This window comes from Virgibacillus kimchii (genome assembly GCF_055379185.1).
Window position 1 is genome coordinate 1554434 of the sequence record NZ_AP043951.1, and the last position, 19530, is coordinate 1573963.

23 protein-coding genes are annotated in these 19530 nt (G+C 39.2%); 10 read left to right on the forward strand and 13 right to left on the reverse strand.

The genetic code is table 11. The features are described 5' to 3' along the window. Positions 1-135 precede the first annotated feature (135 nt). Positions 136-1314, forward strand: a complete 1179-nt coding sequence (locus tag ACZ42C_RS07845; RefSeq protein ID WP_461182978.1) for a MalY/PatB family protein — start codon at positions 136-138, stop codon at positions 1312-1314. A 91-nt stretch (positions 1315-1405) separates the two neighbouring features. Here the strand turns inward: ACZ42C_RS07845 and ACZ42C_RS07850 are convergent, their stop codons facing one another. From ACZ42C_RS07850 to ACZ42C_RS07875, 6 genes are all read right to left on the reverse strand, one after another. Continuing rightward, complete coding sequence (locus ACZ42C_RS07850) at positions 1406-1702, reverse strand: TIGR04104 family putative zinc finger protein (RefSeq protein WP_461182979.1); 297 nt, start codon at positions 1700-1702, stop codon at positions 1406-1408. A 33-nt stretch (positions 1703-1735) separates the two neighbouring features. Then, positions 1736-1999, reverse strand: coding sequence for a hypothetical protein (locus ACZ42C_RS07855; RefSeq protein ID WP_461182980.1), 264 nt, complete (start codon positions 1997-1999; stop codon positions 1736-1738). 81 nt (positions 2000-2080) lie between these two features. Beyond that, on the reverse strand, positions 2081-2317 hold the full coding sequence (locus ACZ42C_RS07860; RefSeq protein ID WP_461182981.1) for a hypothetical protein: 237 nt from the start codon (positions 2315-2317) through the stop codon (positions 2081-2083). Between the two features lie 65 nt (positions 2318-2382). Beyond that, entirely contained in the window at positions 2383-2757 is a 375-nt protein-coding gene (locus tag ACZ42C_RS07865; RefSeq protein ID WP_461182982.1) for a hypothetical protein, read from the reverse strand. 206 nt (positions 2758-2963) lie between these two features. Further along, positions 2964-3542, reverse strand: coding sequence for a superoxide dismutase family protein (locus ACZ42C_RS07870; RefSeq protein ID WP_461182983.1), 579 nt, complete (start codon positions 3540-3542; stop codon positions 2964-2966). Between the two features lie 93 nt (positions 3543-3635). Next, positions 3636-3821 (reverse strand): hypothetical protein, encoded by a 186-nt coding sequence (locus ACZ42C_RS07875; RefSeq protein WP_461182984.1) that lies wholly within the window; start codon positions 3819-3821, stop codon positions 3636-3638. A gap of 240 nt (positions 3822-4061) precedes the next feature. Between ACZ42C_RS07875 and ACZ42C_RS07880 the strand changes: the two genes are divergently transcribed. Next, positions 4062-5777, forward strand: coding sequence for an IS1634 family transposase (locus ACZ42C_RS07880; protein ID WP_461182985.1), 1716 nt, complete (start codon positions 4062-4064; stop codon positions 5775-5777). A 222-nt stretch (positions 5778-5999) separates the two neighbouring features. Next, positions 6000-6392 carry a kinase-associated lipoprotein KapB gene (gene kapB / locus ACZ42C_RS07885; protein ID WP_461182986.1) on the forward strand — a complete coding sequence of 131 codons (393 nt, stop codon included), beginning with the start codon at positions 6000-6002 and terminating at the stop codon, positions 6390-6392. A 238-nt stretch (positions 6393-6630) separates the two neighbouring features. Here kapB and ACZ42C_RS07890 read toward each other — a convergent pair whose 3' ends face one another. Both ACZ42C_RS07890 and ACZ42C_RS07895 read right to left on the reverse strand, forming a co-directional pair. Next, positions 6631-7182, reverse strand: coding sequence for a hypothetical protein (locus ACZ42C_RS07890; RefSeq protein ID WP_461182987.1), 552 nt, complete (start codon positions 7180-7182; stop codon positions 6631-6633). An 85-nt stretch (positions 7183-7267) separates the two neighbouring features. Next, a complete protein-coding gene (locus ACZ42C_RS07895) occupies positions 7268-7531 on the reverse strand; it encodes a phosphocarrier protein HPr (RefSeq protein WP_461182988.1) in 264 nt (87 codons plus the stop codon). 206 nt (positions 7532-7737) lie between these two features. Between ACZ42C_RS07895 and deoD the strand changes: the two genes are divergently transcribed. The 3 genes from deoD to ACZ42C_RS07910 all read left to right on the forward strand — a co-directional run bounded on the left by deoD (position 7738) and on the right by ACZ42C_RS07910 (position 10080). Continuing rightward, complete coding sequence (deoD, locus tag ACZ42C_RS07900; RefSeq protein WP_461182989.1) at positions 7738-8445, forward strand: purine-nucleoside phosphorylase; 708 nt, start codon at positions 7738-7740, stop codon at positions 8443-8445. 415 nt (positions 8446-8860) lie between these two features. Next, complete coding sequence (locus tag ACZ42C_RS07905; protein ID WP_461182990.1) at positions 8861-9448, forward strand: biotin transporter BioY; 588 nt, start codon at positions 8861-8863, stop codon at positions 9446-9448. A gap of 158 nt (positions 9449-9606) precedes the next feature. Further along, complete coding sequence (locus ACZ42C_RS07910; protein WP_461182991.1) at positions 9607-10080, forward strand: divergent PAP2 family protein; 474 nt, start codon at positions 9607-9609, stop codon at positions 10078-10080. 112 nt (positions 10081-10192) lie between these two features. Here ACZ42C_RS07910 and ACZ42C_RS07915 read toward each other — a convergent pair whose 3' ends face one another. Both ACZ42C_RS07915 and ACZ42C_RS07920 read right to left on the reverse strand, forming a co-directional pair. Next, positions 10193-10885: a 3D domain-containing protein gene (locus ACZ42C_RS07915; protein ID WP_461182992.1), complete on the reverse strand. Its 693-nt coding sequence runs from the start codon at positions 10883-10885 to the stop codon at positions 10193-10195. 60 nt (positions 10886-10945) lie between these two features. Further along, entirely contained in the window at positions 10946-11257 is a 312-nt protein-coding gene (locus tag ACZ42C_RS07920) for a YuiB family protein (protein ID WP_461182993.1), read from the reverse strand. Between the two features lie 405 nt (positions 11258-11662). Here ACZ42C_RS07920 and ACZ42C_RS07925 point away from each other — a divergent pair, with 405 nt between their 5' ends. After that, complete coding sequence (locus tag ACZ42C_RS07925) at positions 11663-13378, forward strand: IS1634 family transposase (RefSeq protein ID WP_461182985.1); 1716 nt, start codon at positions 11663-11665, stop codon at positions 13376-13378. A gap of 155 nt (positions 13379-13533) precedes the next feature. On the opposite strand, the gene ACZ42C_RS07930 is transcribed toward ACZ42C_RS07925, so the two are convergent. Then, positions 13534-14751 carry an NAD(P)/FAD-dependent oxidoreductase gene (locus ACZ42C_RS07930; RefSeq protein WP_461182994.1) on the reverse strand — a complete coding sequence of 406 codons (1218 nt, stop codon included), beginning with the start codon at positions 14749-14751 and terminating at the stop codon, positions 13534-13536. 295 nt (positions 14752-15046) lie between these two features. On the opposite strand from ACZ42C_RS07930, the gene ACZ42C_RS07935 reads away from it, so the two are divergent. Further along, positions 15047-16033: an NAD(P)/FAD-dependent oxidoreductase gene (locus ACZ42C_RS07935; protein ID WP_461182995.1), complete on the forward strand. Its 987-nt coding sequence runs from the start codon at positions 15047-15049 to the stop codon at positions 16031-16033. Between the two features lie 247 nt (positions 16034-16280). Beyond that, entirely contained in the window at positions 16281-16544 is a 264-nt protein-coding gene (locus ACZ42C_RS07940) for a hypothetical protein (RefSeq protein WP_461182996.1), read from the forward strand. Between the two features lie 521 nt (positions 16545-17065). Here the strand turns inward: ACZ42C_RS07940 and ACZ42C_RS07945 are convergent. Beyond that, entirely contained in the window at positions 17066-17773 is a 708-nt protein-coding gene (locus ACZ42C_RS07945) for a Crp/Fnr family transcriptional regulator (RefSeq protein WP_461182997.1), read from the reverse strand. A 374-nt stretch (positions 17774-18147) separates the two neighbouring features. Beyond that, on the reverse strand, positions 18148-18504 hold the full coding sequence (locus ACZ42C_RS07950; protein ID WP_461182998.1) for a HesB/IscA family protein: 357 nt from the start codon (positions 18502-18504) through the stop codon (positions 18148-18150). Positions 18505-18877: 373 nt separating this feature from the next. On the opposite strand from ACZ42C_RS07950, the gene ACZ42C_RS07955 reads away from it, so the two are divergent. Further along, entirely contained in the window at positions 18878-19102 is a 225-nt protein-coding gene (locus tag ACZ42C_RS07955; RefSeq protein ID WP_164216677.1) for a NifU family protein, read from the forward strand. Positions 19103-19530: the final 428 nt, after the last annotated feature.

Sequence of the window (19530 nt, forward strand, 5' to 3'; positions counted from 1 at the left end):
CTTTCTCGTATTCCCCCTGTAAGCAAGGCGTATAACGCTTTGCTTTTTTTTTGCCATTTTTCCCGTGCCTTATTCTGCATGCCTTTCCGATAATTTGATATAATAGCTGAAGTAGAGAAAGGCAGGGTGATAAAAATGAGTATATTTTCAGAATTACATGATAGAAAAAATACACGCTCCGTCAAATGGGACATGCTGGAACCGGTTTTCCAGACCTCCGATGTACTACCGATGTGGGTCGCCGATATGGACTTCAAGGCACCGGAAGCGGTAAATAATGCCCTCATTCAACGAGCTGAGCACGGTATTTACGGATACACCATCATTGACGATGATGTGAAAAATGCCATCGTAAACTGGCTGAACCGGCGCCATAACTGGAAAATTGACCAAAATTGGCTGACGTTTTCTCCAGGTGTGGTAACCAGCCTGCACATGGCGATACAGGCATTTACAGAACCGCAGGATAAAGTCCTTGTGCAAACACCGGTCTATGGTCCTTTTTATTCAGTGATCGAGAGTCATGAACGTGAGCTGGTAAAAAACGAACTTGTATATAAAGACGCGTACTACACGATTGATTTTCAGGATTTTGAAGAAAAATTAAAAACAGGCGTAAAAGCATTTATACTCTGTTCCCCGCATAATCCGGTCGGACGTGTCTGGAAACAAGAGGAATTGGAGGAAATGGCCCGACTCTGTTTAAAATACGATGTGCTCATTATATCAGATGAAATTCATGCTGACCTTGTTTTACCAGGGAATAAGCATATTCCGATCGCAACTTTATCCGAGGAAATTGCGGAAAACACCATTACAACGATGGCGCCTTCCAAAACATTTAATTTGGCCGGATTGCAGGCTTCATTTATCGTTACAAAAAACAAGGATATGCGATTAAAATTAAAAGATTTCTTAGGCAAGCAGGGATTCCACTTCCTTAACACCATGGGAAATGCGGCAATTGAAGCGGCCTATAACCATGGAGAAGCATGGCTGGATGAGTTGCTCACTGTCATTGATGAAAATAAAAAATACGTCATGGATATGTTTGCAAAAAATACGCCGGAATTAAAAGTAATCAACGCGGAAGGCACTTACCTGCTTTGGATTGACTGCAGCGGTTTAAACATGGATAACAAGGAATTGAAAAAGTTTATGATTGAAGAAGCAAAAGTCGGGCTGAACGCCGGTGCTGAATACGGCGATGAAGGCGGACAGTTCATGCGCATGAATTTAGGCTGTCCGAAAGCTACGGTGGAAGAAGGGGTAAGGAGAATAGTTGATGCTGTAGCTGTACGTCGAGGAAACTAAATTAATTAAATATCCTCATGTGTTTAACGAACTGTAGAAAGCTCAGCTTTCAATCTGGGCTTTCTACAGATTTTTGTCTGATTGAAAAAAATCACCAAAGGGCTTCTTCTTTGTTAGATAGTTCTATAATGAAGGGATAAATTCCGAAAATGACTGGGATTAAGATTATAAGAGCGATTAAGGCAAAGTAGGTAGTACCGAAGATAAGATTACCAAGCATGATTAAGGGAACGATAAAAGGAATTGATGTGCTTCTTTTTCTCGCACGCGAAGTCATATATTGTTTTATATCACAATTCGGACATTTCATACCAGTATCTAAAGTAAAAGATTTTTTAAAAGTTTGTTTCCAGGTCCACTTATGATGACAGTTCTGACAGATCGGCATTTAAATCACTCCTCGTTTTTATTTTTGCTCCGGTTAACCCCTGCTTTGTAGTACTGGCATATATTTTGTGAAATAACCGGCAGCAATTAACAGTGCAACACTAATTGCCCAACTTATCAATCCCATTAAATCAAGCCAATAAGCCAACAGGTTGGTTATAGCTAAAAGAAAGAAACAAATAGGAGTTAGCGCACTTTTTATTCCGGTAACACCTGCCTTTTTTCTTCTCCTGATGGCAATTGGTATCGCAATGAAAATAGCGACTAAAAGTATTATATATAAAATATCCAGTACCATTTTGTATACCTCCGCGAAAACTGCCCAACAATTAATCCAGTTAAAGCAGCCATTAACATAATAAGCTCGGCTTTTACTCCATTAATAGCGCCTTGAAGTGCGATATTTTACCGTCATTTTTATCCCAACGATCACCTCAAGAATGGCTAATCCTAATACATATAATCCAATGGAGGGCAGTGACAAAACCCCCAAAACAATATGGAAAGCTGCAGCAATATACAAGCCTGTCGGTTTCCTTAAAAATACACTAAATATGGCATAAAGAAATACAGCAATGATAAGTCCTACGGAAACCCAGGAAACCCAGGAAGTCATTCAAAAAGCCTCCCCCAAGTGCGTCATTTCTTCGGATGTATTGAATCGATTATTTAAGATAGAGCTCACGCCAGCAACATATATGCGGAGCCTATCAGAAGAAAGCTGGTCGTTATAAGTAATAACCTGAAATGTTTCTTTTTCCCGTTAACGTACATTTCGACAAGGTAAACAACATTGGATAACCCCAGAAAAAACATCATACCAAAAAATAAATTACCCGAAACTGCAGGCGCAGGACCAGAACCCATTAATCCGGAAATAGTAATAAAAATAACTCGACCCGCAAAATAAATGGTTAAAACACTAAAAAGTGCTTTCAAACCTAAAATTAACTTATTACTTTTCCTATATTTTTCTTGGGTCTTGCTTACCATTTTCAACTTATCACCGCCCGGTTCATTATTGCATAAGTTGAAGTCCACTAAACTATAGTTCAATATCATTACACTCCATACTAACATAATATTCCGAAAATGTATTGAACTTTTTAAAAAAGACGATTACTTTAATAATCGTCTTGTTGAAATACATACAACTCCCTATTCAGAATTTATCGTATGCCGTATTAAGCTTACAATATGGGGCAATTTATCATTAAGTTTTGCAGATAAACCCGAGCTTCTCAAAAGTCCTGCAATATCCTTTACTCGCCCTGATCCTCATTAAACTGTGTCGGGTCTGTCGGTTCATCATCTGCTTCTTCTTCTGCGTCCGGATCAGCCAGGATTTCACCGCAAATAATCCGCTCGCCAGCATCTCCGCCAGGCTGGCTGACACCATCATCCTGCCCAGCATGAATAACCAAAGAACTCCCTTCCCCTTCCAAAATGGAATTGGAACCATCCAGCATCGTAGCTTCGGCCAGCATTAACTCCGCTTCCACAAGCCCTCCATCGTCCGCTTCAATATTCGGCAAATCACCAAGGTGATTCCCTTCCGGATGCATCAACCCATGTTCATTGCCTTCCGGGTTCAAATGATTACCTGCACTTGTAAAATCCGGTGGTTCGCATACTGGGTTTTCATGCACATGTATTCCGTGAAATCCGGGCTCCAGACCTTCTAGTTCAAGTTCAACCTGTACACCATCAGGCTGCTCTGATAAATTGGCCGTTCCAACCATATCTCCAGAGGTATTATACATTTCCACTGTTCTTGCCGTCTGGTCGTCCATCTGACAGGAAGCCAGGAAAAGAACACTAAGGAAAAAAATAAGACGCATAACACTTTCTCCTTTACAGTACTTTTCCTGTTAGTATTTACAAATAAAGTCTTGCTAATCAAAAAAACCTCTCAAATAGAGGAGGTTTTTTTCTTAATTTTGATCTTCCGCTTCTTTAATGCGCTGATCAAATTGCTCTTTAAATTTTTGTTCATCCTTTTTGGACTTCTTTATAACCAGGTACATTGCTACCCCTGCCAATATGGTAAAGATGATTAATACAATAATTGCCGGCAAGTACTCCGATTTATCTTCCGGAAAATAGAGAAACGGCATCATATTCACTCACATCCTTCACCGAACATTATATCAAAATAACCATAACTTATAAAGAAACGAATCTTGGGGTCTGACCCCCACCCCTTTAAAGCGCGGGAGTTTGACACCTAAATTAAATAAAAAGTGATCATAAGCCAGTGCAGGCTTATATTTTTTTGTCAAATTCCGCTTTAAATAATTGCGTACTATTTCGTACTATTGTATAATATAAAGTATAAACACAGTACGGAGGAGATGTGTGTGCGCATTAAAAAAAGTGTTTCCAAAGGGTCAACGTCCTATTCTGTTATTAAAGATGTTTATCGGAACGGAAAGAAAACCTCAAAAGTCGTTGAGGCTTTAGGAAACGATGAGGAAATTTTAGAAAAGCATCCCGGTGTAGATCCCTATACCTGGGCAAAAGAATATGCCAAAAAATTAACACAGGAAGAAAAAGAGAGTAACTATAAAATCATTGCCAGATACAGTCCAGCCAAGCAGATAGAATTGAATAAACAAACGTTGTTTAATTCCGGTTATCTTTTTTTACAATCCCTTTATCATAAACTAAAATTAGATCAAATCTGTCAGAAAATCTCTCAGAAATATGAATTTGAATATGATCTTAATGAAATTCTTTCACGTCTTCTGTATTTGCGCATTCTACATCCCACTTCTAAAAAGGGGACGTTTGAACATTCGAAGGACTTACTTGAGCCCCCACATTTTAAGGAGCATCAAATGTACCGGGCACTTGAAGTACTTGCGGAACAATCTGATTTCATTGAAGAAATGGTCTATAAAAACAGCCTCCAGGTGGTTGATCGAAACACGCAGGTTTTATATTATGACTGCACCAATTTTTTCTTTGAAATCGAGGAAGAAGACGGTATGAAACAATATGGGGTTTCTAAAGAAAATCGGCCCAGCCCAATTGTTCAAATGGGACTATTCATGGATGGATCAGGACTGCCACTTGCCTTTAGTATGACACCTGGAAACAGAAATGAACAAACCACCTTGAAACCGTTGGAACGCCGTATTCTAAAAGACTTTAACCTTTCGAAATTTGTGGTATGTACAGATGCCGGACTATCTTCGAATAAGAATCGGATATATAACACGAAAGGACAACGCGCATTTGTCACCACACAGTCAATCAAAAAACTGAAGAAGTTTTTGAAGGAGTGGGCGCTGGATTCTAAGGGGTGGCGAATACCGGGAAGCAATAAAAAAGTAAATTTAGAAGATGTCCGCAAGCTCAAAAATGACCAGAGAACGTATTACAAGGAGCGTTGGATAAAAGAAAATGGATTGGAACAAAAGTTAATTGTCACGTACTCCCCCGTTTACCAGCGATATCAAGCATCTATTCGGGAAAAACAAGTAGAACGCGCGAAGAAGAAAGTGGAAAATCCAAGCTCGTTGAATAAGCATAATCAGAATGACCCAAAGCGATTCATCAAAGCAACACATGTGACAGATGATGGTGAAATTGCAGACAAAACCCAGGCAACCCTGAATCAAAAGCAGATCGATAATGAATCCATGTATGACGGATTTTATGCGGTATGTACCAATCTGGAATCCACTATCGAGGAGATTATCAAGATTAATCGAAGGAGATGGGAGATCGAGGAGACGTTTCGAATATTAAAGAGTGAATTTCAGGCCCGGCCTGTTTATTTACGGAGAGATTCACGGATAAAAGCACATTTTTTAACATGTTTCCTATCCCTATTAATTTATCGCATTTTAGAGAAAAAATTAGATGAACGCTTTACATGCCCGGAAATAATCAATACATTGAGGAATATGAATATGTGGGAATTGGATGGAGAAGGATACATACCTGTATATACCCGAACAGAAATCACGGATGCGTTACATGATGCATTTGGCTTCAGAACCGACTTTGAAATTGTTACTCAAAAAAACATGAAAAAAATTTTAAAGCAAACCAAAAAAGGAAAATAGTACGCAGTTTTTGGGTGTTTTAAAACCGCCATAAACGTTGAAATCACAATGTTTATGGCGGTTTTTAGTGTCAAAGATGAGATTATATCAAAATAACCATAACTTATAAAGAAACGAATCTTGGGGTCTGACCCCCACCCCTTTAAAGCGTTAAAGTATTGGTGTGTATTATTCGCATATATTGGCCATTTTTGGCACAATGATTCTAAGGAGGTTGTTTTTATGGCAGAGGTGAATATTGGTGATATCGTTCGTGCGCATTATAAATCCGGAACGTACATAGGAGAAGTAAAAGAGGACAGAGGAGAACGCTACTTAATAGAGGTTCTTGCTGTGCATAAACACCCGATGCAAGGTGACATCCATAACCCGGGTCAAGTCGATGGTGTTTTCTTTCACGAACGAAAAGCACTTGCCCACCACGAAAAAATGAATGTCAAAAAACCTGCAGTGCACCCATATGATGAAGACATCCCGGAATACGGTCCATCGTTAAAGCAGGCTGTCGAAACATATAGAGAAAAGCTTCAGGAAAAGGACAACGAATTCAATAGAGCAGCACTGCAAAGGCTCGAAGGACTGGAAGAAAAAATATATAGAAAAAAGTATTACTAAATCAAGTTTAGTTGACGAGATTGCAGTTAAATACTGTTAATCCATTCTTTTAGACAACAGCCCATGATATTTTAACTCATGGGCTTTTACTATTACATAACCCAATCACTATTTCAAAGCTTATCCTCTATGGAAAACCTAACTTACCCTTAGGTTTTTAGGTCTATTGCTGTTAATAGAAACTTGATCTATCGCTATATGTGGATTCAAAGTAATCGTCCTGCTCCCTCTCCAAAAGTCATGTATTCCTCCACAATCCAGCATACTTTTTTCTATATTTTTGATTTTCCTCCACATCAATTAATTCCAGTGCCAGAGATTTAATTATTGGCTTTTCCTCTCTATCATATAAATACCTAAGCCCCTGAAGAATATCGAATCGGATAAGTGTGTAATTTTTTTCGTCTTCGCAGTTTTTAAATCGGTCTTTGAGATGCTTCAGTACCATATCCATTTGCTCTTCTCCGGCTAGACCAACTCTCCAAATCGCCTGAAGCGTGTGTCTTGCAGTAACAAACTTCTCATCATAGGTTACTTTCCATATTTCAGGAAAGTCATGTATGATTCTTTTTTCCGGATCACTGATGGCCAAATGTGCAAGGAACTGTGCTGCTCTGGAACGCTTATGGTTATCCGTATCATTCACATCTTCCAGCAGTTGATCCCACACCTCGTAAGCCCAATCAACTTCATCCTCCATTTCGGCAATAATGCTTCGGTAAGCCTCGTATTGGACGTCTTTTTTCTCAGACTCCAAATCATGGAAATACTGCTCTATTTCTTTATTCATAAGTTATGCTCCTTCACTGAAAAACCGTTCTAAAAAAGAAGGATAAGAAATATACACTATTTCCCAGCCTTCTTTTGACAAACGTTTATTCTCCAAGATGTTCTTTAATAACTGCATCTACTCCGGCTAAAGCTTCTTCCTCATCGCCACCGGTTGCTGTAATTTTCACTTCCGCATCTTTTGGAATGCCCAGGGACATAACACCCATAATTGATTTAAGATTTACCGTCTTTTCTTTATATGTTAGTTCCAGTTCGGCTTCATACTGACCTGCTTTATTAACGAGCAATGTTGCCGGACGGGCGTGAACCCCTGTATCAGCAGTGATTTTATACGTTTGTTCCTTCATTAAAATCTCATCCTTTTTTAAAAAATTTATTTGATCCTACAACTTCTATATAGTAGTTTATCACTGAATCACACCTATTATATACAATAAAATATCTTTTTTGAAATAAAAAGGGTCATTCTTTGACAACCAGAGACAGAATAAAGCAATCATTTGTTTTTAGCTATGTCGTATGATAACTTAATTTTAAAAAGGAGGCTAAAATCATGAGTGTTCATATCGGTGCAAAAGAAGGAGAAATTGCAGATAAGATATTACTGCCCGGTGATCCTTTAAGGGCAAAATTTATTGCAGAAACCTTTTTGGAAGATGTATCCCAATACAATAACGTTCGCGGCATGCTTGGGTTTACCGGGACATACAAGGGAGAACGTATCTCAGTTCAAGGAACGGGAATGGGAGTGCCATCCATCTCCATTTATGTAAATGAGTTAATCCAAAGCTATGATGTCAAAAAAATGATCCGTGTAGGCACTTGCGGTGCGATACAGAAAGATGTCCGTGTGAGGGACGTCATTTTGGCTCAGGGGTCCACCACGGATTCTCAGATGAATCGATTAATTTTTGGAGGAATTGATTATGCTCCATTAGCGGATTTTGATTTACTGAAGGCGGCCTACGATGCTGGTACGGATAAAGGGTTAAACCTCCGTGTTGGAAATGTCTTCACAAGCGATACATTTTATCGTGATGATGCCAAAGAGGTAAATGAATTACTGGCTAAATATAATGTACTGGCTGTAGAAATGGAAACAACAGCACTTTACACACTGGCACAGAAATTTGATCGGCAGGCCTTGTCCGTTCTGACGGTTTCCGACCATATTCTAACCGGAGAAGAGACGACAGCAGAAGAAAGACAGACAACCTTTAACGAAATGATGGAGATTGCTTTGGAAACAGCTATTAAATAAATCGCGGAGAGGCTGATCTCAGCCTCTTAATTATTCTATCCGGAAATGTTATTAAAGAATAAATCTGTCTCCGAAAAATACTTCAATTACCCTTCCGCAGCTTTTGTCCATTAACTTCATGAAGCTCCTGCAACAATGGGTAATGGCCTTTTTATGCAATCTTCTCTTACTTTCCCCTTCATTCTTAAAGTAAATTATTTACATCGGATTTTCTCTACGTTTATGAAACACTACGCAAAATAAGGATGACAGCACAATATCTGTTTCCCCTTCACATCCCCCGACTTTCGAATAATCTTAGTTCCAGCCTGCGGCATATAAGTTGCTTCTCACCCCTATTGTCAACCAAAAATAAAATAGGTTGACAATAAAGAGGCTACCCTTTATTATCATGTCAAGGAGGAGAAAATAAAACATGAATAAATTACGTGCAATTGATCTGACTTATGGGGCAGTATTTGTCTGTCTGATGGCCATCGGCGCAAACATTACCGTTTGGTTTCCATTTTTGGCTGTGCCTATTGGCGGGGCAAGTGTGCCGCTTTCCCTGCAAACCTTTTTTTCCATTTTAGCAGGTCTTATGCTGGGAAGAAAGTTGGGGACTATTTCAATTATTACATATATCTTTGTAGGATTTGCAGGCGTACCGGTTTTTGCCGGACTCACGGGCGGACCTATGGCATTTGTCAGCCCAACTGGTGGTTTTATCATATCCTTTGTTTTTATTGCTTTTTTCACCGGGTTCATTGCAGACAAAGTGAAAAACGGCTCTTTTTCCCATTATCTTGGAGCTTCAGCAATTGGTCTTATTCTCAACTACGGTATTGGTGTAAGCTATATGTATATGGCCATGAATATGTGGCTTGAACTCCCGATTAGCTATGGATTGGCATGGGGAAGTATGGTCCCATTTCTTGTAAAAGATGCTGCTATGGCCGGATTAGCTGCCATGTTTATGACGGGTGCGGCAAAGCGGATTTCAGCGAGTCTGTCCAGGGCATAGCCTGCAGGGATTAAAAAATAGGAGCACCTTTTCAAAGATGAGTCCTATTTTTTATCCCCACTGAAAACATGCTGTGATTCTTGATAACAGCATGCTTTTCCATCTCAAATATGATAAAATGACATCAATGTTGCTCAGCAGGAAGGATGTCGCAAGCCATGGAAATTTTCCTCAATTTTCCACTTTGGGCTGCTCTGTCAGCTATTGTTTTTGCCCAGGCAATCAAAGTACCGCTCCGTTTAATCGTTACCAAAGAATTTAAACCGGGGCTTGCCTTCAGTACCGGCGGTATGCCAAGCAGCCACTCAGCAGCTGTTGCTGCGCTTTCTACCGCGGTCGGTATCGTGGAAGGTGTTACCTCCACAATGTTTGGAATATCTGTCGTATTTGCAGTCATTATCATGTTTGATGCCTCTGGTGTGAGAAGACAGGCCGGAGAACAGGCAGTAGTACTGAACCAGCTGAGAAAGGATTTTCAGCTTTTGGTGGAAACATCAAAAGATTGGAATAAAAAAGAGGAAGAAGAAATCAGACAGGACTTAAAAGAACTGCTTGGCCATCAGCCGATTGAAGTGTTCTTTGGCGGTTTAACCGGTATAGCCATCGCCTTTTTACTGTATCCGTTATATTAACGTTCCGGTTAAACCCAGGCTTGGAAAATGCTTTACCTTACTTCTATTTCTTTGATGAAAAATCCCGGTGACACAATTCATTTTGTGCCCCGGGATTTTTTACATCAGCTCTTTAATATTCTTCAATAACCTGCTGTCGGAATACCTGCATGGATTCATCCTCGTTTAATGCAAGTAAATCCTCTTCAGTTATACTTCCATCACCCATTTCCACTATATATACGTCAACTTCCCTTTTCCCCCACTGGGAAAATACATCTTCCACCGTTTCGTAATATAAATCAATTTTATTCCCTGTAATGGCACTGCCTATATCAGCAACTACGCCATATCCATATCCGGGGATATAGAGTACTGTCCCAAGAGGATACACATCCAGGTCAGCTGCTATAGTAGAATACAAGTCTCTGGTAACTTCCACACCGGAATAGGTTATTCCATATTGTGGATGATCCGGTGACTTTCCGGTGGATTCCACTCCTGCAGTATAACCGGTGGCAACAACAGTATCACTTGGATAATCCTCCATCGCCACTGCTTCCTCCAGTGTCTGCGGACCTTCAATATCTTCACTGGAAATGAGCTTTTTATCTTCTTTCATATGATTAAGCCTTTTTTCATTTAATGCTATCTGTCTATGTGCTTCCTCACCATCAGATGGAGAAAACCCTCCAAATGAAGTTTCCTGTGCCCATGCCTCGATATGTGTAAACGAAACATTGGAAATGGATGATAACGTTACAAAAAGAGCAGCTGTAATGCACATGAACATTGTCGTTCTTTGAATAAAATTCCTTAAATTCATCTAAACACCTCACTGGATGTCATGATACCCTGTTTAAGAGAATTTTATTCATAAAACTAGCTAAAACATTTGATAACCGCTTTTCCGTAGTAGTTTAATAACAATTCCGGACACAATCGCACCGGCTAAACCGGACGACAAAATGACCCAATCCACAAGAGTAATCTCGATGATTCTCGAAAACGCCTCCGAAAAAGAGGATAACGGGCTTGTAAAATATGCCGTAACAGGCAAGTTATCCACGATCAAAAGTACAACAACGGGATATATAAATGCCATGAGCCAGGTGGTTCTAAGAAGCATATTTAATATAAAGGCGATGCCAAAGAAAATAACAAAATAAAGTAATACAGAAACAAATAATTGGATCAATGATGAAACTCCTCTCCATTACATACAGCTTTCATTTTAAATGAAAAACAGAAAAATGCAAAGGCAAATAAACACCTTTGCATTTTTTTCACGATATTGACAAATCACTAATAAAAGAAATTGAATTTCCCGTTTTTCATTACGAGGTTAATACCACCAAGCTTGAATAAATACCGATTGTCTATCATTTTTTTCAGGAAAGTTGCCTTCCAGCCGAGCAGCTTTTGATCATTCATTAAAACACCAATAGCATCATTACGGGAGTTTGACACCTAAATTAAATAAAAAGTGATCATAAGCCAGTGCAGGCTTATATTTTTTTGTCAAATTCCGCTTTAAATAATTGCGTACTATTTCGTACTATTGTATAATATAAAGTATAAACACAGTACGGAGGAGATGTGTGTGCGCATTAAAAAAAGTGTTTCCAAAGGGTCAACGTCCTATTCTGTTATTAAAGATGTTTATCGGAACGGAAAGAAAACCTCAAAAGTCGTTGAGGCTTTAGGAAACGATGAGGAAATTTTAGAAAAGCATCCCGGTGTAGATCCCTATACCTGGGCAAAAGAATATGCCAAAAAATTAACACAGGAAGAAAAAGAGAGTAACTATAAAATCATTGCCAGATACAGTCCAGCCAAGCAGATAGAATTGAATAAACAAACGTTGTTTAATTCCGGTTATCTTTTTTTACAATCCCTTTATCATAAACTAAAATTAGATCAAATCTGTCAGAAAATCTCTCAGAAATATGAATTTGAATATGATCTTAATGAAATTCTTTCACGTCTTCTGTATTTGCGCATTCTACATCCCACTTCTAAAAAGGGGACGTTTGAACATTCGAAGGACTTACTTGAGCCCCCACATTTTAAGGAGCATCAAATGTACCGGGCACTTGAAGTACTTGCGGAACAATCTGATTTCATTGAAGAAATGGTCTATAAAAACAGCCTCCAGGTGGTTGATCGAAACACGCAGGTTTTATATTATGACTGCACCAATTTTTTCTTTGAAATCGAGGAAGAAGACGGTATGAAACAATATGGGGTTTCTAAAGAAAATCGGCCCAGCCCAATTGTTCAAATGGGACTATTCATGGATGGATCAGGACTGCCACTTGCCTTTAGTATGACACCTGGAAACAGAAATGAACAAACCACCTTGAAACCGTTGGAACGCCGTATTCTAAAAGACTTTAACCTTTCGAAATTTGTGGTATGTACAGATGCCGGACTATCTTCGAATAAGAATCGGATATATAACACGAAAGGACAACGCGCATTTGTCACCACACAGTCAATCAAAAAACTGAAGAAGTTTTTGAAGGAGTGGGCGCTGGATTCTAAGGGGTGGCGAATACCGGGAAGCAATAAAAAAGTAAATTTAGAAGATGTCCGCAAGCTCAAAAATGACCAGAGAACGTATTACAAGGAGCGTTGGATAAAAGAAAATGGATTGGAACAAAAGTTAATTGTCACGTACTCCCCCGTTTACCAGCGATATCAAGCATCTATTCGGGAAAAACAAGTAGAACGCGCGAAGAAGAAAGTGGAAAATCCAAGCTCGTTGAATAAGCATAATCAGAATGACCCAAAGCGATTCATCAAAGCAACACATGTGACAGATGATGGTGAAATTGCAGACAAAACCCAGGCAACCCTGAATCAAAAGCAGATCGATAATGAATCCATGTATGACGGATTTTATGCGGTATGTACCAATCTGGAATCCACTATCGAGGAGATTATCAAGATTAATCGAAGGAGATGGGAGATCGAGGAGACGTTTCGAATATTAAAGAGTGAATTTCAGGCCCGGCCTGTTTATTTACGGAGAGATTCACGGATAAAAGCACATTTTTTAACATGTTTCCTATCCCTATTAATTTATCGCATTTTAGAGAAAAAATTAGATGAACGCTTTACATGCCCGGAAATAATCAATACATTGAGGAATATGAATATGTGGGAATTGGATGGAGAAGGATACATACCTGTATATACCCGAACAGAAATCACGGATGCGTTACATGATGCATTTGGCTTCAGAACCGACTTTGAAATTGTTACTCAAAAAAACATGAAAAAAATTTTAAAGCAAACCAAAAAAGGAAAATAGTACGCAGTTTTTGGGTGTTTTAAAACCGCCATAAACGTTGAAATCACAATGTTTATGGCGGTTTTTAGTGTCAAAGATGAGATTTTAAATGAAAAACAGAAAAATGCAAAGGCAAATAAACACCTTTGCATTTTTTTCACGATATTGACAAATCACTAATAAAAGAAATTGAATTTCCCGTTTTTCATTACGAGGTTAATACCACCAAGCTTGAATAAATACCGATTGTCTATCATTTTTTTCAGGAAAGTTGCCTTCCAGCCGAGCAGCTTTTGATCATTCATTAAAACACCAATAGCATCATTACTTCCAAGGGATGCAACTGTTCCGGCCATTTTTGGCACAAAAGCTTCCAGTTCCCTATCATGCACCAGCGCCTTAACGTTATTAGCTGTTGTTGCGGCCTGTTGAATCGCTATTTGGGCGGTTGGAGGATACGGCTTTTCACTTTTGGCATTTTTCACTAAAGCACAATCCCCGATAACAAACACATCATCAAATTCCTGTGTCCGTAAATCATCACGTACTTCTACCTTGCCGCTGCACGTTTCAAACCCTGATTTTTCCACAATCGAATTGGCACGTACCCCGGCAGTCCATATCGTATTCATCGTTGGGATTTCAAAATGTTCCCCATTTCTTTCATATTCAACACTTTCCGGATGACATGCCATCAATTTAGCCCCGGTAATGAATTCCACTCCTCTTGCTTCCAATGAATTCATCGCATATTCAACGAGGGATGGGTCAAGCCCTGGAAGAATGCCAGGCGCAGCTTCAATATTAATAATCCTCACTAAATTCTTATCAATATCATACTCCTCACACATTTCCGGAATACGATTAGCCAATTCACCGAGAAATTCCACCCCTGTGAAACCACCGCCGCCTACTACAATATTCAGTCTGGCCTGATTTTCTTTGTTTTCCTTGCGGTACATGGCAAAGTTATAATTCAGATGATCCCTGATCAATCTTGCATTATTTATATTGTCAATGGTTAATGCATGCTCTTTCAAGCCTGTTATGCCAAAAGTAGCTGCTTCAAATCCCAAACTGACCACCAAAATATCATATGCCAGTTCACTAGATTCAAGCTTGACTTTTTTTTCCTCCGGTTTAATGGATATAACTTTATCCAGTGCAAAGTTAACTTTATTTAAATCGATAATATTCCGTATTGGGATCCTTATCTGATCATGGTGTAATGTTCCCGCTGCACTTTCATGCAGCCACGTTGTTTGATAGTGATAATCATTTATATTTACAAGCGTTATATTAGCCTCGCTTATTTTCAACATTTTTTGCAGCTTTAGCGTTGTCATAATGCCGCCATATCCGGCTCCCAAAATGACAATGTTTGGCCTGTTCATGGTGCCACCACTTTCATTTAAAATTCCAATATTAACCGAATATCCTATTATCCGGTTGTCAACTTTCGACAGGCGTAACAGTTCGCCTCCCAAAAACTGTAATAAAATAATTACAGTTTTGTTATCTGATTGTAATATACCCACCCATCATCATAGCTTTTTTAAGTTTATTTTTCAACCCCGGATTTTAAAACTTGTATATTACTCGTAAAGTGCATTATTATTCAAATATCAGCTTGATGTGATACGATGTAAGAGGTGAATTTTTTAACAATAGATTTTCGGAGGTATTTCCATGGACGAAAAAATATATGACGTCACTATTATTGGCGCCGGGCCTGCAGGCTTGTTCACAGCCTTTTACGGTGGCATGCGCCAGGCAAGTGTAAAGATTATTGAAAGCTTACCACATACCGGAGGGCAATTAACGGCCCTTTATCCGGAGAAATATATATATGATGTTGCAGGATTTCCGAAGGTGCGAGCACAGGATTTAGTGGATAATCTGGAAGAGCAGTTAAATATTTTTGATTCGACTATTGTACTCGGACAGGCCATTGAAAAGTTGGAACGCCTGGAAGATGATACTTTTAAACTGACGTCGAATACAAACGAAACCCATTTCACCAGGACAATTATTATTACAGCAGGGAACGGAGCATTTCAGCCGCGACGACTCGGCATTGAAGGCTGTGACCAATTTGAGGGTATCAACCTTCATTACCATGTCAATGATATGAATCAATATAAGGATCAAAATATTGTGCTGCTTGGCGGAGGTGACTCTGCAGTAGATTGGGCGCTGATGCTTGAGCCCATCGCCAAAAAAGTAACCCTTGTCCATCGCAGAGATAAGTTTCGGGCACATGAGCACAGTGTGGAAAAACTGATGAATTCTTCAGTTGATGTGCTCACGCCGTATGTTCCCACAGATATCGTTGCGAGCGATAAGATCAACCAAATCATTCTGGAAGAAGTAAAAGGTGATAAAAAATTAGAACTGGATGTGGACTCCGTATTATGTAACTACGGATTTGTCTCTACACTGGGACCAATCAAGGATTGGGGACTGGAGATCGAAAAAAACAGTATTGTAGTCAATACGAAGATGGAAACAAACATTCCGGGAATTTATGCAGCTGGAGATATCACTACTTATGAAGGCAAAGTGAAGCTGATTGCCACCGGCTTTGGCGAAGGGCCGACAGCCATTAATAACGCCAAACAGTATATCGATCCGAAAGCACGTATTCAGCCAAAGCATTCGACAGCAATGTTTTAATAACATGAATCAACTTTTTATTAAGAGATGGGGGAATCACTGTACGTATTGCAGCCCAACCTTTACGGTAGGACGAGCATTCGTTGCAGCCACCTCCCCATGTTTAGCGGGGCAGAACACATCACGAATTGCCCCGTTTTTTTGTATTCATCCCCATTCTATCTTCACTATATTTAAATAATTCAATTTATGTAAATACAAAATGTGTTATAATTACCTATAATAAACAATAAATGGAGTCATCAAAATGTTAGGAGGTTGGGAAATTCTCAAAGTAACTTTATTATTTTTGGTAGTACTCCTGTTTACATGTGAAGCTCGGGAAATGGATACCATCGAGGTTACAAGTGATAGCTGGAAAATCACCTATTCTGAAATATCCAATGAAGATGGGGTTATAGAAGCTGTATTTAATTTTACTTTCATTGGAGAAGGTACCTCTCCCGAATCCATTTCCTACAAGATAAGTCAAGGGTCATCTTTCATGAATAGAAAAGATTTCCCTTTTTAGTCAAAAAACATAACGTTTTTCGATTCTTTACAAAAACACATGATAAAATTGCCTATCTCACGATCTTTTTCGGAAAACTTCTGAACCACCTTACAAGCTTTGCAATTTTAAGAAACTCAAAATAATGTCACCTGTAGATTCCGGGTCTGCACCAATGAATGTAACGATTCGTCGGCATTTAAACATTCCTTTTTTATTCCCTTAACCCGTTTTTCACCCATTATTTTGTATATTGATTTTGTCGTATCAAGGAAGACGCCCAGTATGAGACATCATCATATCCTATGAAGATTATTTGAATCAGTGAAAGAAAAAGGAGTATTAATGCAGGTAGAAGTGGATAGGTTTTCAATGTGGATTTAATTCATACCCTGATTTGAAGCATTTTTATTTTAACTGGAAAACCCGATATCAAAAAAAGGATTTGCCAGAGTAAAGGAAATTTATCCTTATTATTGGCAAATCCGTTTACAGACTGCAAAACCTTATCTGGCTATTTGTCTCCAAATAATGCTATTGCATTATCCCGCAGCCAATTCGGAAAGCGACTCCCTATCCAGTATTTTTATATTCCTGTGGCCCTTTTGCTCAATCCAGCCGTTTGTCTGAAAACTGGATAATCTTCTGCTGATCGTCTCCTGAGTTGTACCTAGGTAGGATGCCAGATCCTTTTTACTCATGGGAAGCACAATTTCTGCAGATTCTTTTTCATCAGCAAGTCTTAATAAATAGCCGGCTGTTCTCATTTCCACATCTTTTGAACTGAGCTGTCCTACCAAACGCTCCGTCTCATCCAGCCGGTTGCTGAACTGCTCTAATATTTTCACGGCAATGGACGGATGTGTCCGCATCAATTCCTGCATATCATCCCGGTGGATGGCACAGATTTGTGTTTTTTCCATCGCTTCTGCATAGCTGTCAAGCGTCTTTTCCGTAAATAAGGCAAGTTCGCCCATAAATTCACCCGGCTCCAATATTCGTAAAAGCTGTTCTTTTCCCGATTCAAATAACTGGTAATTTTTAACTCTCCCCAAATGAACAATATATAAATACTCCAAAGGGTCTCCATCACCGAAAATGACTTCCCCTTTTTTAAAGTTCAAATGTCTGCTCACCATGACAATTTCCAGCATTTCCTCTGTATTCAGATGATTAAAGAAAGGCACTTTCGCTACACATAATTCCTTACTGTCGATAAGTTCTTTATGCCGATCAGATATTTCACTCATGTAAATCCCTCCCGTTATTTCTGTTTATATATTAAAGCACTATATATAAATCGTAACATTGTTAATCCTTTCTCAGTTCTCCATATCCATTTTAACATGTTTATCTCGGGGAGTTACAATAACATTCTCTGCTCAGTACCAGCTCGATGGTTAACAATTATAAAATACTGGGATTAACTTATCATGATACTTGATTCATGCTAAACTTTCGATTGGAAACTCTTTTTTGGATTGAAATAGTTATCCGGGGTTACTTTTAGAAGTTTATCAGGGTTCAGGGACAATTTGTAAGCGCTCAGGGGAATATATTTGTTTTTGATAAAAACAAAATAGAGCACCCGCAGGTACTCTATTTCATTTACCTTTGTATTGCTTTAACAGTCCCCGGGTGAACCAACCTTATCTTTCGTACGGAATGAAGACCCACACCCGCATGATACAATGGCGTTCGGGTTATCTATACTAAAACCCCCGCCCATCATGTTTTGCTTAAAGTCTATCGTTGTGCCTTCAATTATCGGAATATCCTGGTTACTCAATACAACCGGTATGTCATTTATCTCATCCAATGTCTCCAGCTCATCGTTAAAATCATATTCAAATCCTAATTTATAGGATAATCCGCTGCAGCCGCCACCCTCAATTCCAAAGCGCAGGCGGACACCTTCTGATTCGTCTTTCATCATTTCCTGAATTTGTCTGCTTGCATTATCCGTAATGGTAATGGTCATGATCGGACCCTCCTAATCTAAAAATGTATTCATCATTTTTCAGAATAAGTACATTTCTCTCTATAGTATATATAGTATACTAATGTGACATCAATCATTCAACCATTTGGCCTTACAGCCTGCACCCATTGTTACGGATGCTTGTGATCCGGTACCCGACAAAGCTTGCACAAATTGGCCTATTCTGTCATCATAATCTTTCCTTTTTATCGCCCACACTAATTTTGCTTTCTCAAAAGGCTGGTCTCTTTTATTTTACAAAATCTTTGGTAAAAGATAAAATGTATGTAACCAAATAGAAAATGTTTGTATATGGATAGATTTTTACCAGCATTCGTTTTATAATAAGAAATAAGAAAGGAGAAGATGGATGATGCAAGAGCAAGTACAGGAAGTATTAAACAAGCTGCGCCCATTCTTACTTCGTGATGGTGGAGATGTGGAACTGGTAGATGTTGATGAAGACGGCATTGTGCTTCTTCGCTTGATGGGAGCTTGCGGCAACTGTCCAAGTTCAACCATTACATTAAAGGCCGGCATTGAGCGTGCCTTAATGACAGAAGTTCCGGGAGTAACAGAAATCGAACAGGTATTTTAAAAAACATAACATATACAGAAGGCTGTGTACTGAATATAGTACACAGCTTTTTACTCGGTAAACTTTCCGGGCATTTTGGGTACTGTAACTTCTCGTGTTTATTATAAAGGAATAAACGGTTCTTTTGGACTCCTGGAACTCTCCTCCAGGAGTTTTACTGGTGAGTATCATTGCGTTTGGGTGTCGAGAATCCCTGTTGAGGACATTTTCTGCTTTTTACCTATCCTGGAGGGGCGGCGAGAAACACTCTCGAAGACATTTTCTGCTTTTAACCTGTCATGAGGGGCGGTGAGAAACACTCTCAAAGACATCTTCTGCTTTTTACCTGGCCTGAGGGGCCTCGAGAATACCGCTCGAAGACATTTTCTGCTTTCTACCTGGCCTGAGGGGCGGTGAGAAACACTCTCAAGGACATCTTCTGCTTTTTA